A 15,173-nucleotide genomic window follows, 5' to 3' on the forward strand; every position below is an offset into this window, starting at 1 on the left:
GTTACTCCATGAAGCCCTGAAGCTTCAGCTCGATCGAGCGCGGGTTCTCGCCTTCGGCAATCGACAGTAGCCCTTCCAGGAGCATTTCCCGGTAGCGCGACTGACGCATGGCCAAGGCCTTGAGCTTGTTGGCAATCGGCAGCAGGATCAGGTTGGCACTGGCCACCCCGTAGATGGTGGCAACGAAGGCCACGGCAATACCATTCCCCAATTGCGAAGGGTCGGCCAGGTTGCCCATGACGTGAATCAGGCCCATCACCGCACCGATGATGCCGATGGTCGGCGCATAGCCGCCCATGCATTCGAACACTTTGGCCGCCTGGATATCACGGCTTTCCTGGGTGTAGAAATCTACTTCGAGGATGCTGCGAATGGCCTCTGGCTCAGCGCCATCGACCAGCAGTTGCAAGCCCTTGCGCGCGTAGGGATCGGGCTCGGCATCCGCCACACCTTCCAGGCCCAGCAGGCCTTCTTTGCGCGCTGTCAGGCTCCAGTTGACCACGCGATCAATGCCGCCGGCGAGGTCGACGCGTGGCGGAAAAAGAATCCAGCGCACAATCTGCAAAGCACGTTTGAAGGCACTCATGGGGGACTGCAGCAACGCTGCGGCCAAGGTACCGCCGAGCACGATCAGGGCGGCAGGGCCGTTGATCAACGCCGAGAGGTGACCACCCTCGAGATAATTGCCACCGACAATTGCAACAAACGCCAGGATGATCCCGATCAGGCTCAAGACATCCATCAGACGCACGCCTCGACCAGGTGCTTGCCGATCTCGTCCAGGCTGTAGACCGCGTCAGCCAGGTTGGCTTTGACGATGGCCATGGGCATGCCATAGATCACACAACTGGCTTCATCCTGGGCCCAGACCGTACTGCCGCCCTGCTTGAGCAGGCGCGCGCCTTCACGACCATCTGCCCCCATGCCGGTGAGCACTACCGATAGCACCTTGTCGCCGTAAGACTTGGCCGCCGAGCCGAAGGTGATGTCCACACACGGCTTGTAATTGAGGCGCTCGTCACCCGGCAGGATTTTCACCGCACCGCGACCGTCGACCATCATCTGCTTGCCACCTGGGGCCAGCAATGCCAGGCCAGGGCGCAGCATGTCGCCGTCTTCGGCTTCCTTGACACTGATCTTGCACAGCTTGTCCAGACGTTCAGCAAAAGCCTTGGTGAACGCTGCTGGCATGTGCTGGATCAACACGATCGGCGCCGGGAAATTGGCTGGCAACTGAGTCAGGACCCGCTGCAGCGCTACCGGGCCTCCGGTGGAAGTACCAATGGCCACCAATTTATAAGGCTTGCGCTTGGGCGCTGGCGAGGCAACAGCTGCTGCACGTACCGGTGCCGCTGCACGTAGTGCCGGGCTGCTGCCCAGGCTGCTGACACTTGGCTGGGCATGCGAAGTCGGCTGCGGCGCCGGCGCGGCGTAACTGCTCAGGCGGCGGTTGCTGCGAGAAAGGGTATGAACCTTTTCACACAGCATCTGCTTGACCTTATCCGGGTTGCGCGAGATGTCTTCGAAGTTTTTCGGCAGGTAATCGACCGCACCGGCATCCAGGGCGTCGAGGGTTACTCGCGCGCCTTCATGGGTCAGCGAAGAGAACATCAACACCGGCGTCGGGCAGCGCTGCATGATGTGGCGCACGGCGGTAATGCCATCCATCATGGGCATTTCGTAGTCCATGGTGATGACATCGGGTTTGAGCGCCAGCGCCTGGTCGATCGCTTCCTTGCCGTTGGTCGCGGTGCCGACGACCTGGATAGTCGGGTCCGCTGAAAGAATTTCCGAGACACGGCGGCGGAAAAAACCGGAATCATCCACCACCAGGACCTTGACTGCCATAAACACTCCATTACGGGGCGCGGCTTGCGGCCGCGCCACCAGAATCAAATACGCCGGGCGGCGTAACGCTTGAGCATGCTCGGAACGTCGAGGATCAGCGCGATGCGCCCGTCACCGGTAATGGTGGCGCCCGACATGCCCGGCGTGCCCTGGAGCATCTTGCCCAGCGGTTTGATGACCACTTCTTCCTGACCCACCAGTTGATCGACAACGAAGCCAATGCGTTGGGTCCCGACCGAAAGGATCACCACATGGCCCTCGCGCTGCTCTTCATGAGCGGCGGAACTGACCAGCCAGCGTTTGAGGTAGAACAGCGGCAAGGCTTTGTCGCGAACGATGACCACCTCCTGACCGTCGACGACATTGGTGCGCGACAGGTCCAGGTGGAAAATCTCGTTGACGTTGACCAGCGGGAAGGCAAACGCCTGATTGCCGAGCATGACCATCAGCGTCGGCATGATCGCCAGGGTCAACGGCACCTTGATGACAATCTTCGAGCCCAGGCCCTTGGTCGAATAGATATTGATCGAGCCATTGAGCTGGGAAATCTTGGTTTTCACCACATCCATGCCCACACCACGCCCGGAGACGTCGGAGATCTCGGTTTTGGTCGAGAACCCTGGGGCAAAGATCAGGTTGTAGCATTCACTTTCGCTCAGACGGTCGGCAGCGTCCTTGTCCATCACCCCGCGTTTGACCGCGATGGCGCGCAGGACATCGGCGTCCATACCCTTACCATCATCAGAAATCGACAGCAGGATGTGATCACCCTCCTGCTCGGCCGAAAGCACCACTTTGCCGCTACGGGACTTGCCCGTTGCTTCGCGTTCTTCCGGCGTTTCAATGCCGTGGTCGACAGCGTTGCGCACCAAGTGCACCAACGGGTCGGCCAAGGCTTCAACGAGGTTCTTGTCGAGGTCGGTTTCTTCACCGACCAGCTCCAGGTTGATCTCTTTTTTCAGCTGCCGGGCCAGGTCGCGAACCAGGCGCGGGAAGCGCCCGAAGACTTTTTTGATCGGCTGCATGCGGGTTTTCATCACCGCGGTCTGCAGGTCGGCGGTGACCACGTCGAGGTTCGACACCGCCTTGGACATGGCTTCATCGCCACTGTTCAGGCCCAGACGGACCAGGCGGTTACGCACCAGCACCAGCTCGCCGACCATGTTCATGATCTCATCAAGGCGTGCGGTATCGACCCGTACGGTGGTTTCCGTTTCGCTGGCCGGGTGCTTTTCGGCCGCCGCAGCAGCTTGGCGCGCAGGTGCGGGCGCTGCGGCCTTGACCGGCGCCGCCGCAGGCTTGACCGCCGCGGGTGCCGGAGCTGCTGCGGGCTTGACCGCAACTGCAGCGGCTGGAGCAGTTGGAGCGGCGGTAGCTACGCTGTCCGGGGCGAATTTACCCTTGCCGTGCAGCTCATCAAGCAGCGCTTCGAATTCATGCTCAGAGATGTGATCGCCTGAAGCAGCGGGTGCCGCTTGTACCGCGCTGGCAGCCGGCAAGGCATCCACAGCAAAGCTGCCCTTGCCATGCAACTGATCGAGCAATGCCTCGAACTCGTCATCGGTGATTTCGTCGCCAGCACCTGCCGCCGTGGTAGCCGCTGGCGCGGGCGCACTGACGCTATCAGGGGCAAACTGACCTTTTCCGTGCAACTGATCGAGCAGCGACTCGAACTCGGCATCAGTGATTTCGTCGCTGGCCTCGGCAGGCGCTTGCACCTGCGCTTCAGCTTCGGCCTTGACCGCATTGAGCGAGTCAAGCAACTGCTCGAATTCGGTGTCGGTAATGTCTGCCTCGGGCGCCGGTTCCGGAGCCGGCTCAGGCGCGGGGGCCTGCACCGCCGCCGCAGGCTCAGCCAGGCGCGCCAAGGCTGCCAGCAGCTCAGGCGTGGCTGGGGTGATGTCACTGCGTTCGCGCACCTGGCCAAACATGCTGTTGACCGTGTCCAGCGCTTCCAGGACCACGTCCATCAGTTCGGCATCAACGCGCCGCTCACCCTTGCGCAGGATGTCGAAGACGTTTTCGGCGATGTGGCAGCACTCCACCAGCTCGTTGAGCTGGAGGAAGCCGGCGCCCCCTTTTACAGTGTGAAAACCGCGAAAGATCGCATTGAGCAGATCGGCATCATCCGGACGGCTTTCCAGCTCGACCAGTTGCTCGGACAGTTGCTCAAGAATCTCGCCGGCTTCTACCAGAAAATCCTGAAGGATTTCTTCATCGGCGCCGAAGCTCATTAAACGTGCTCCCTAAAAACCCAGACTGGACAGCAGATCGTCGACATCGTCCTGACCGGACACAACGTCTTCACGCTTATCGGCATGAATCTGCGGACCTTCACCCCGAGTTGGATGTTTTTCTTGATCTTTTTCAGCGCGCAGCTGTTGGTGGTCATGTTCGATACCGGCAAAACGATCGACCTGACTGGCCATCAGCACAAGCTTGAGCAGATTGCTTTCTACTTCGGTGACCAGTGCGGTTACACGTTTGATCACCTGACCGGTCAGGTCCTGATAGTCCTGAGCCAGCAAAATATCATTGAGGTGGCCGGCGACCTTGCGGTTGCCCTCCTCGCTGCGCGTGAGAAAACTGTCGACGCGTTTGGCCAGTTCACGAAACTCCGGCGCCGCCACTTCGCGGCGCATGAAGCGCTGCCAGTCGACACTCAATGCCTGAGCTTCGTCACTCAGCTCATTGAGCACTGGCGTGCTGGCTTCAACCAGATCCATGGTCCGGTTGGCCGCCCCTTCCGTCAGCTTGACCACATAGGACAGGCGTTCGGTGGCGTCAGTGATCTGTGAAACCTCTTCGGCCTGAGGCATTTGCGGATCGATCTGAAAACTGACGATCGCACTGTGCAGCTCACGCGTGAGCTTACCCACTTCCTGGTACAGGCCACGGTCACGGGTCTGGTTTAGCTGATGGATCAATTGCACCGCGTCGCCAAATTTGCCCCGCTCGAGACTGTCGACCAGTTCGTGGGCATGCTTCTTCAGTGTCGACTCGAAGCCGTCCAACGATGAATGTGTTTGCTCCATAGCGCCCCCGTGGCGTGTCTTAGCTATTGACGCGCTCGAAGATCTTCTCGATCTTTTCTTTCAGCACTTGCGCGGTGAACGGCTTGACCACATAGCCGTTGACGCCGGCCTGGGCTGCTTCGATGATCTGCTCGCGCTTGGCTTCAGCCGTCACCATCAACACCGGCAGGTGCTTGAGGCGCTCGTCAGCACGCACTTTGCGCAACAGATCGATGCCGGACATGCCCGGCATGTTCCAGTCGGTGACGAGAAAGTCGAAATGGCCGCTTTCGAGCATTGGCAGCGCGGTGTTGCCGTCGTCAGCTTCCTGGGTATTGGTGAAGCCCAGGTCACGCAGCAAGTTCTTGATGATCCGCCGCATCGTCGAAAAATCGTCGACGATGAGGATTTTCATGTCTTTGTTCAATTAGACCTCCAAGCAGTCTTTAACGCGCTCAGCGCTGAACGCGCATTCAATCAATTCGGGCACTACATTTCACGACTGCATTGAACCTGCGTTCAACGCGCCCGCCATTCTCCCAGGCGGCTGCGCAAACGCGCCGCGCACTGGCTGTGCAACTGGCTGACACGCGACTCGCTGACACCCAACACCTCACCGATTTCCTTGAGGTTCAGCTCTTCGTCGTAGTACAGCGCCAGTACCAGGCGCTCGCGTTCGGGCAAGTTGGCAATGGCATCGGCCAAAGCTGCCTGAAAGCGCTCGTCTTCCAGGTCGCGCGAAGGCTCGAGCTGGGCACTGGCGCCATCCTCGTGCAGGCCTTCATGTTCGCCGTCCTGTAACAGGTCGTCGAAACTGAACAGGCGGCTGCCCAGGGTGTCATTCAAAATCCCGTAGTAATCATCGAGACTCAATTGGAGTTCGGCAGCAACCTCGTGATCTTTAGCGTCACGGCCGGTTTTTGCTTCAATTGCCCGAATCGCGTCACTGACCATGCGGGTATTGCGGTGAACCGAGCGTGGTGCCCAGTCTCCTTTGCGTACTTCGTCAAGCATTGCCCCGCGGATCCGGATACCGGCGTAGGTCTCGAAACTGGCACCCTTGCTCGCGTCATACTTGTTGGAAACCTCGAGCAGACCAATCATGCCGGCCTGGATCAGATCCTCCACCTGCACACTGGCCGGCAATCGTGCCAGCAAGTGATAGGCAATACGCTTGACCAACGGCGCGTAGCGCTCGATCAATTCATACTGGCCATCGCGCGAAGCCTTGCTGTACATCCGATAACCGCTGGCGTTCATAGCATCGGACCTGCACTCGTCGGTTGCACCAGGCGCTCGACAAAAAACTCCAGATGACCGCGCGGGTTGGCAGGCAACGGCCAGGTATCGACCTTCTGAGCAATGGCCTTGAACGCCAGCGCGCACTTGGAACGCGGAAAGGCTTCATAGACCGCTCGCTGCTTCTGCACCGCCTTGCGTACGCATTCGTCGTAAGGCACCGCGCCGACGTATTGTAGGGCCACGTCAAGGAAGCGATCTGTGACCTTGGTCAACTTGGCGAACAGGTTGCGCCCCTCTTGAGGGCTCTGTGCCATGTTGGCCAGGACCCGGAAGCGGTTCATACCGTAATCGCGGTTGAGCAGTTTGATCAGCGCGTAAGCGTCGGTGATCGAGGTGGGCTCATCGCACACCACCAACAGCACCTCCTGGGCGGCGCGGACAAAACTGACTACTGAGTCACCAATACCCGCAGCGGTATCGATCACCAGGACGTCGAGGTTGTCGCCAATTTCGCTGAAAGCCTGAATCAGGCCAGCGTGCTGCGCGGGTGCCAGATGCACCATGCTCTGCGTGCCGGAGGCGGCAGGCACAATGCGCACCCCACCGGGCCCCTGCAGCAGCACATCACGAAGTTCGCAGCGGCCTTCGATGACGTCAGCCAGGGTGCGCTTGGGCGTCAGGCCGAGCAATACGTCGACGTTGGCCAGGCCCAGGTCGGCGTCCAGCAGCATGACCCGACGGCCAAGCTCTGCCAACGCCAATGACAGGTTCACCGACACATTGGTCTTGCCGACGCCACCTTTGCCGCCAGTTACGGCGATCACCTGTACGGGATGCATGCTACCCATGTTTGTTCATTACCTTGTCTTGCTTAGACCGAGGCCACATGACCGGCTGCGCTTTCAACACCTGAAAAATGCCTGGCAGTCCATCCATGCAGATACTTTGCAACGTCTTCACAATCACCTCAGCCGACACGCTTGCCGGGGCTGTGGTAGAGATCAGCGAACATATCGGCCATCGCCTCTTCGCTGGGCTCGTCCTGCATCTGCACACTGACCGCGCGACTGACCAATTGGTGGCGGCGCGGCAGGTGCAGATCGTCAGGAATGCGCGGCCCATCGGTAAGATAGGCCACAGGCAATTCGTGACTGATGGCCAGGCTCAGGACTTCTCCGAGACTGGCCGTTTCATCAAGCTTGGTCAGGATGCACCCGGCCAACCCACAGCGCTTGTAGCTGTGATAGGCGGCGGTGAGCACCTGTTTCTGGCTGGTGGTCGCCAGTACCAGATAATTTTTAGACGCAATACCACGTCCGGCAAGGGTTTCCAGTTGCATGCGCAGGGCTGGATCACTGGCCTGCAAGCCAGCGGTATCAATCAACACCACACGCTTGCGCAGCAACGGCTCAAGGGCCTGAGCCAGGGACTGACCCGGATCTACATGAGTGACCGAGACATTGAGGATCCGCCCCAAGGTCTTGAGCTGCTCCTGGGCACCGATACGGAAACTGTCCATGCTCACCAACGCCAGGTTCTGTGCGCCGTACTTGAGCACGTAACGCGCCGCCAATTTGGCCAGGGTAGTGGTCTTGCCCATGCCGGCCGGACCGACCATAGCAATGACACCGCCCTCCTCGATCGGTTCGACTTGCGGCACATCAATTCTGCGTGCCAGGTGCGCCAACAGCATGCGCCAGGCATGACGCGGCTCTTCGATGCCGCTGATCTGCTCCAGCAGTTCATGCGCCAGCGGGCCGGACAGGCCAATACGCTGCAGGCGCCGCCAAAGGTTGGCCTTCTGCGGTTGATTGCCCTGCAACTGGCTCCAGGCCAACGAGCCGAGCTGAACTTCGAGCAGTTCGCGCAGCCCGGTAAGCTCCGAACGCATGGCATCGAACAGTCGCGGATCGACCGGCGCGGCAGCCGCCGGTGCGGGAGCGACGGGGGCTTCGACGTGCGCCTCGACCAGCGGCTCAGAAGCGGTCAGTGGCAAACCGGCAAACAGCTGACGGTTGCCGTCTTCGCTTTCGCTACGACTACTGAGCTCGGCCTGGGCGGTGACGATGCGCGACTGGGTCTTGCGCAATTCATCTTCGAGCTCGACATTCGGAACCCGGGGCGCCAGGGCAGACAGCTTGTAGTCCAGCGCCGCCGTCAGCTCGACACCGCCAGCAATCCGTCGGTTGCCGATGATGGCGGCATCAGCCCCCAGCTCATCTCGAACCAGCTTCATGGCCTGACGCATATCGGCGGCGAAAAAACGCTTAACTTGCATAACCCACTACCTCAGCCGTTGGGGCCTACTGTGGCAACGATGGTAACTTGCTTGTTGTCAGGTATTTCCTGATACGCCAAAACATGCAAATTCGGTACAGCCAGGCGACCGAAGCGCGACAGCATTGCCCGCACCGGTCCTGCGACCAGCAGAATCGCCGGCTGCCCTTGCATCTCTTGACGCTGGGCGGCCTCGATCAACGAACGCTGAAGCTTTTCGGCCATGCTCGGCTCAAGAAGAACACCGTCTTCCTGACCTTGCCCGGCCCTTTGCAGACTATTGAGCAAAATCTGTTCCAACCTTGGCTCAAGGGTGATCACAGGCAGCTCAGACTCAACGCCGACAATGCTTTGGACGATAGCGCGACACAATCCGACGCGCACCACGGCCACCAGCGCGGCGGTATCTTGACTCTTACCGGCGTTGTTGGCGATAGCCTCGGCAATGCTGCGAATATCACGCACCGGCACCTGTTCGGCAAGCAATGCCTGCAGGACCTTGAGCAGCCCCGACAAGGAAATGACGCCCGGCACCAATTCTTCAGCAAGCTTGGGCGAGGCCTTGGCCAGCACCTGGAGCAATTGCTGGACTTCCTCATGGCCAATCAGCTCGTGACAGTGCTTGTGCAGGATCTGGTTCAAGTGGGTGGCAACCACGGTACTGGCATCGACCACGGTATAGCCGAGCGACTGCGCCTGGCTGCGCTGGTTGACGTCGATCCACACCGCCTCCAGACCAAAGGCCGGGTCGCGGGCAGCAATCCCGTTGAGGGTGCCAAACACTTGCCCGGGGTTGATCGCCAGTTCGCGATCCGGGTAGATCTCGGCCTCGGCCAGGATCACCCCCATCAGGGTCAAGCGATAGGCACTGGGTGCCAGGTCGAGGTTGTCACGGATATGCACGGTGGGCATGAGAAAACCCAGGTCCTGAGAGAGCTTCTTGCGCACTCCCTTGATCCGCGCCAGCAACTGACCACCTTGGTTGCGATCGACCAGCGGAATCAGCCGGTAACCGACCTCCAGACCGATCATGTCGATCGGCGTAACGTCGTCCCAGCCCAGCTCTTTGGTTTCCATCGCACGCTGCGGTGAAGGCAACAGATCCTGCTGGCGCTGCACCTCCTCCTGAGCCTTGAGCTTGGCTTGATTCTGCTTACGCCATACCAGATAGGCACCGCCACCCGCGAGCAGACCGAGGCTGAGGAAGGCGAAGTGCGGCATACCCGGCACCAGGCCCATGACGATCATTATGCCCGCCGACACCGCCAATGCCCTGGGCGAATCGAACATCTGCCGATTGATCTGGTTGCCCATGTCTTCGGAGCCGGAGGCACGGGTTACCATGATCGCCGCGGCAGTGGACAGCAGCAGAGATGGCAATTGCGCCACCAAACCGTCACCAATGGTCAACAGGGCATAGACCTTACCGGCATCGCCGAAGGTCATGCCGTGCTGGAACATGCCGACCAGCATGCCGCCAATCAGGTTGATGAACAGGATCAACAGACCGGCAATGGCGTCACCGCGCACGAACTTGCTGGCCCCGTCCATCGAACCGTAGAACTCAGCCTCCTGGGCCACCTCGGAACGTCGCGCCTTGGCCTGAGCCTGATCGATCAAGCCGGCGTTGAGGTCGGCGTCAATGGCCATTTGCTTACCGGGCATCGCATCGAGGGTGAAACGCGCGCTCACCTCAGAAATACGCCCGGCACCCTTGGTCACTACCACGAAGTTGATGATCATCAGGATCGCAAACACCACGATACCGACCACGTAGTTGCCGCCGATCACCACCTCACCGAAGGCCTGGATCACCTTACCGGCGGCGGCGTGACCATCATGACCGTGAAGCATGACCACTCGGGTGGAGGCCACGTTGAGGGCCAGGCGCAGCAGCGTTGCCACTAGCAGAATGGTTGGAAATGCGGCGAAGTCGAGCGGGCGCAGGGCGTAGACACAAACCAGCAGAACCACGATCGACAAGGCGATGTTGAAGGTGAATAGCACGTCGAGCAGGAACGGCGGAATCGGCAACATCATCATTGCCAGCATCACCAGCAGCAACAGCGGCACACCCAGATTCCCCCGACCTAAGCCGGCCAGGTTGTTACGGGCACTGTTGATTAACTGAGAGCGATCCACCGGTATTCCTCGTCTAGCTCAAGCAAAACTTTGACGCGTTTGACGCGCGCAGCGCTGCCTTTGCAAGAAGCCTTCCAACTTTGCGATTTAACGACGATGGTGAACCTGCGATATCTGAAAACAATTTTCAGATCCTTCCGACATACACCTGCGATTCTATTTGCTAGCGTCCCTTCCCCTTCGAGCCTGATACAGGCTATTTGCACCAACGGATTGTGCTTTAAGGAAGAGCCAGATGTTTGCAGCCACTGAAAACCTGCCCGTCCAGCCGCCCTCCCTGTCAACCGGCAATCAGCCGAGCGCCAGTTACTTACTGGTAGATGGTGTGATGTTGCCAAAGGCCCTGGCCACCTTGTGGAGAGTGGAAGGCATTACAGAAATCGTCCCTATCTACCAGGGTACCCGCTGGGACAGCTGCAAAGATCTGGGGCCCATACTGGCCAGGATAGAGCCCGAGATGGCCACCCCTGAGGAGGTACTGACGCACATCCCCGACTGGCCAAACTGTGCCAGCGTGCTGTACAGCGACGCACCGTCTGTTGCGCTGTGCGGTCACCTGCGGTCCTTTATCGCTCCGCCCACCGACAACGGCGTCGCCGCTTTGCTGCGCTTTGGCGATCCATTGGTGACTCGCTACTGGCTTGGCAGTTACCCCGAGGCACAACTGAATGCCGTCCTGGGCCCAATAGCGGCCTGGCACGTGCCCGAGCCTCCCCACACCTGGATGTCCGACGAGCCGTCGCGCTGGCTTAGCTTTACGCATGCTTCAGCACAAACAACGGCGTGCGGCACACACCGTCACCTCGGCCAAAGCCAATTCGATGCGCTGGACCAGGCATGGCGATGGCGGTTCATGGAACAGCTGCACGCCTTCTTGCAACAAACCTACCCCCGTCACCTGGCCCGACTGCAAAGCCACACCCTCACGGAGTGGTTCGACCGCCGCCTTGATGAAGCCGATCAGTGGGGGCTGGCTAGCGCTCGTTGCCAAGCAATCTGGGTCGAGTACAGCTTGCGCTGGGGCGAAGGTTTTATCCAACTCCGCGACTCGCCTTACCAGCACTGGCTAACCGCAACGCCCAACGCACCACAACTGTCCCCGGAGCAACGTATCGAGCAAATGGATGCCGACTGCCTAGATATTGAACTCGCCAAGGAAGCGTTATGAAATTCCATACAACTCCAGCCCAATGGCGCCAAGCCTACCGCAATCAATTGTTTGATCATGGCACATCAATCGGGCAATGCGGCTTGAGAGCAAAGGAGGTTGCCCTGTTCCCGGTACGCTATGCCCTTGACGAGTCGCCCGCAAAGGGCAGCAACCAAGGGCCGAACCCACTACCGAAGAACTGGTCGGGCGCGCCGCCCGAACTTCAGACCCGCAGCTACACCTTGCGCCAACTGCGCGACGGCTGGCTCTATGTGTTGAGCAGCGAAGACAGCGCCTTCCATGAATACCGGGTCCAGGGCAATCAATTTACCCGTCACCCTTGGACCAGCACCGAGCGACACCAGGATGTGCGCAACAATCCCGGCACAACGCAGCCTTATCTACTTTATCCGCGCGGTAGCCGACTACGTATCGCCTACTCCCCCGTACAGTGGACCTGGCACCTCTGCGAGCTGATGAACGACACTGCCGGCGCACAGTCGCCCTGGCTGCGCCACGTCGACTTGCCGGCCTATTGCAACAGCGGCGAACTCGAACATGGCGCGCCACTCACTGAACTGGGCAACAGCGTGGCGGACATCCTGGTCCACGGCGCATCCATCCCGGACTTCACCAGCACCCTTTTGCCGACCACCGTGACAGAGCCAGGCGCGCCCTACAAAGCCGCCTTTGAAGAATGCCTGGTGCGCGGGCATGTACCAGAACAGGACACGGCGTTACTCGTAGCCCTCGACGACCCTCTGGCGCTGATCGACGACCTCAACATGAACCTGAGCGGACGGCTGCTGGAACAAAGCCAGTTCGAGGCGCTGCATGAGCAGCCCCTGCAAAGCGCCTTGGCAGTGCAGCAACTCTGTGGTGTCGACGCCGATGCGTTTATTCCCCAGCCCCTCGAAGATCCCGCCCAACGCCGGGACTACACCGACGATCTTTACGGCTTGTTGCGCGTTAACGATGAAATCGAGCAGGCAAAGAGTTTGCAACTGCCTGAAGATCAGGTCATGGCGGGCATCGCCGGGGCCAAAGTGCTGGGCGACGCCGAGAGCAGATTCCAGGCCAAGTGGGGACACCTGCCAGACCGGGACACGTGGCGAGCGGTGCTTGCCGAATGGAATGCCAAACGCCTGTGGCGCCAAGATGTTCGCTATGCCCAGATGCAGCAGTACCTGGGCCAGACCACCCTGCAGGCGCAGCAACTGCAGGCCCACTGCCAACGCAGCGAAGGCGACCTGCTGAGTTGGGTAAATCGCCTCGGCAACAGCGCCGAAGCGTTGTACCACGACAGCGGCAACGAGGACCAAGCCAGCCAACTGCTGGAAACCGCCCATGCCCTCTACATCAACCTGGGTAACGGTGAAGGGGGCCAGCGATGGCTCAGCGAGCAAGCCAAGGCGCCGAACACTCTGCTGGGCCTGGCGCTGTTCAACTTCAACCCGGAAGTAGCCGTCCTGATCAAACAGGTGTCGTACAACTTCAGCACCACCGGACACCTTGAAGACCAGGCTCGCGAAGGCGATGGCAGCATGCCGCCGCTGAACCTCAGGCAGCCGGGTGACGCCACAAGCACCGCCTCGCGCCTCAACGAAATTAAAGGCGTGCTCGATTTGGAGGCGGTCAAAAACAGTGAGCTTTATCGCAGCATGAGCAGCGTCGGTAAACAGGCGCTACACACCCTGACCAAGGTGGCGAACGACCAGGCCATGAACGCCTGGCACGGCCTTAGCAGCTTGTTGCTACCATCCCTGAAGGGCCATGACGTGCTGGCGCTCGCCGCCACCCAAGTGCTAATCTCCAGCGAAATTGCCACCCACACCCAGTTGGTCTTCAACCCCGTGTACCCAGACCTGCTGCAGACTTGGCTTGGGCACGTCAGGGCATTGCAAGGCAAGATCGCCGGCGCAGCGCAGGTGTTGCAACGCCCCGGCCATCCTTATGACCAACGCGCCGCGCGCATCGCCTTGCACCAGCTTGAGGCGCAGATGCAGACGCTGCTGTTGCACAAGCCGAACCAGATCACCGCCCTGGCGACTGGCAACACTACCCGCTTGCATGTTAACCGGCAAACAATCCTCGGCTGGCTCACTGACCTGGGCCGCAACGAGGTTTTGGCCCAAAGGCACCTGCGGCAAACGGGCAGCCGACAGCATCAACCCCATAACGAAGCCTGGGCCAACCAGTACCTTGGCCAGGCTCTGCCTGTGCTGCTGGTGGGTTTGAACCTGTGGAATTTCTTCAACACTACCCAGCAGGCGCAGAACAATGGCCGCTTCAGCGCTGATGAATGGCGAAAGATAGGTTCCAGCGCTGCGTATACGGCTAATGCGCTCGTCGCGCTGTGGGTGATTCCGGGGTGGCATCAGGCGGGGAAGATGTTTGCGCCACTTGGTCGGGAAACGGCGAAAGTTGCGGAAGCGGGATACCACGCCTGGAAAGCTGCTATGGCCACAGCCGCCAAACTCGGAGATAGCGCCACCGCCGCCACCGCGGAGGAGTTTGCGACGTTTTCCAAACGTCTGATTTTGCGAACGGTTACGTGGGCGACGCTGGGGGCGATTGCGGCCGGGCTTGAGGCCTGGCAACTTTCGATCGATGAAAGGAACGCTACCAGCGAAGAGGAAACAAACGCCCTTAGTTGGAAGCGCCAAATTGTGATCGGGATGGCGATTACCGCCGCCACGCAGACCATCGGTGCCTTCCTCGGCTATTGGTTCAGTTTCACCTGGGTCATGTCAACCCCCATCACCATCCTGCTGACCGTGCTTGGGATTGCCTACTTCCTGAGCTCCATACTGGCCAATATGTACAAGCGCGAAGGGCTGCGCCTCTGGCTCCATCGCTGCAGTTGGGGGCTCGCCCCTGAGCCCGCCTGGGCCGGTAACAATGGGCACAAAGCTCAAATGAACGCGCTACTGGAAACGCTGCAACGGCCAAGCGTCCTGGGCAAATCGGTTTTGGCCGGTTACGGCACCCCGCGCTGGTCAGGCTTCTGGCTGCAGATTCAACTACCACACACACTCGCCGGACGCGAAACGCACTTGCAGCCGGCAATAATCGACACGTACTACTCTATCGACGACCGGTTACGCGTCACTCATTCAAGTTTTTATGAGCAGTTCCTCATTGGCTCATGGATCGATCCAAAACTACTCGGCCAATTACCGAACAGGCCAGGCAGCACGATCAACCCCGCCGATTACACCTACGCAGCAACGGATCAACATCGCCTCTGGCAAGTGTGGATCGAAACACCGCAATCCTACCCCGTGCTGGAGCTCGAAGTGAGCTATCCCTTCGGCATTCTCCAACGTAACGACGGCCGCGGTTATATGTTCCGTATCGCCCTGACCGGCCTGAGCAACGAGGCGGACAGGGAAAACAACGCCTTCAGTGGTGAGTTGAACAACGACATCGTACTGACCATTCAAAGCACTCAGTGGGTGTCATTAACCGTACCTCACCACCAAACCGGGGAAGAGTAG

Annotated in this window: 11 protein-coding genes; 2 read left to right on the forward strand and 9 right to left on the reverse strand. The window is 59.8% G+C overall.

Annotated features, from left to right (window positions below; genetic code table 11):
- Position 1 precedes the first annotated feature (1 nt).
- The 9 genes from ACQRAX_RS03300 to flhA all read right to left on the reverse strand — a co-directional run bounded on the left by ACQRAX_RS03300 (position 2) and on the right by flhA (position 10,523).
- On the reverse strand, positions 2-742 hold the full coding sequence (locus ACQRAX_RS03300; protein WP_412038240.1) for a flagellar motor protein: 741 nt from the start codon (positions 740-742) through the stop codon (positions 2-4).
- A complete protein-coding gene (locus tag ACQRAX_RS03305) occupies positions 742-1,848 on the reverse strand; it encodes a protein-glutamate methylesterase/protein-glutamine glutaminase (RefSeq protein WP_412038239.1) in 1,107 nt (368 codons plus the stop codon). Before ACQRAX_RS03305 ends, ACQRAX_RS03300 begins: the two co-directional genes overlap by 1 nt.
- Before the next feature lie 44 nt (positions 1,849-1,892).
- Entirely contained in the window at positions 1,893-4,082 is a 2,190-nt protein-coding gene (locus ACQRAX_RS03310) for a chemotaxis protein CheA (RefSeq protein ID WP_412038238.1), read from the reverse strand.
- Between the two features lie 12 nt (positions 4,083-4,094).
- Positions 4,095-4,883: a protein phosphatase CheZ gene (locus tag ACQRAX_RS03315; protein ID WP_045189019.1), complete on the reverse strand. Its 789-nt coding sequence runs from the start codon at positions 4,881-4,883 to the stop codon at positions 4,095-4,097.
- A 19-nt stretch (positions 4,884-4,902) separates the two neighbouring features.
- Positions 4,903-5,277, reverse strand: coding sequence for a chemotaxis response regulator CheY (locus tag ACQRAX_RS03320; protein WP_036990294.1), 375 nt, complete (start codon positions 5,275-5,277; stop codon positions 4,903-4,905).
- 104 nt (positions 5,278-5,381) lie between these two features.
- Complete coding sequence (gene fliA, locus ACQRAX_RS03325) at positions 5,382-6,122, reverse strand: RNA polymerase sigma factor FliA (protein WP_412038237.1); 741 nt, start codon at positions 6,120-6,122, stop codon at positions 5,382-5,384.
- Complete coding sequence (gene fleN / locus ACQRAX_RS03330) at positions 6,119-6,952, reverse strand: flagellar synthesis regulator FleN (protein WP_412038236.1); 834 nt, start codon at positions 6,950-6,952, stop codon at positions 6,119-6,121. Before fleN ends, fliA begins: the two co-directional genes overlap by 4 nt.
- A gap of 119 nt (positions 6,953-7,071) precedes the next feature.
- Positions 7,072-8,382 carry a flagellar biosynthesis protein FlhF gene (gene flhF, locus ACQRAX_RS03335; RefSeq protein WP_412038235.1) on the reverse strand — a complete coding sequence of 437 codons (1,311 nt, stop codon included), beginning with the start codon at positions 8,380-8,382 and terminating at the stop codon, positions 7,072-7,074.
- Positions 8,383-8,393: 11 nt separating this feature from the next.
- Positions 8,394-10,523: a flagellar biosynthesis protein FlhA gene (flhA, locus tag ACQRAX_RS03340; protein ID WP_412038234.1), complete on the reverse strand. Its 2,130-nt coding sequence runs from the start codon at positions 10,521-10,523 to the stop codon at positions 8,394-8,396.
- A gap of 235 nt (positions 10,524-10,758) precedes the next feature.
- Between flhA and ACQRAX_RS03345 the strand changes: the two genes are divergently transcribed.
- Positions 10,759-11,691 (forward strand): DUF4123 domain-containing protein, encoded by a 933-nt coding sequence (locus tag ACQRAX_RS03345; RefSeq protein WP_412038233.1) that lies wholly within the window; start codon positions 10,759-10,761, stop codon positions 11,689-11,691.
- Positions 11,688-15,173 carry a T6SS effector BTH_I2691 family protein gene (locus ACQRAX_RS03350; RefSeq protein WP_412038232.1) on the forward strand — a complete coding sequence of 1,162 codons (3,486 nt, stop codon included), beginning with the start codon at positions 11,688-11,690 and terminating at the stop codon, positions 15,171-15,173. The genes ACQRAX_RS03345 and ACQRAX_RS03350 overlap by 4 nt, the downstream gene beginning before the upstream one ends.

This window comes from Pseudomonas sp. UM16, from assembly GCF_050312595.1.
Classification (GTDB): Bacteria; Pseudomonadota; Gammaproteobacteria; order Pseudomonadales; family Pseudomonadaceae; genus Aquipseudomonas.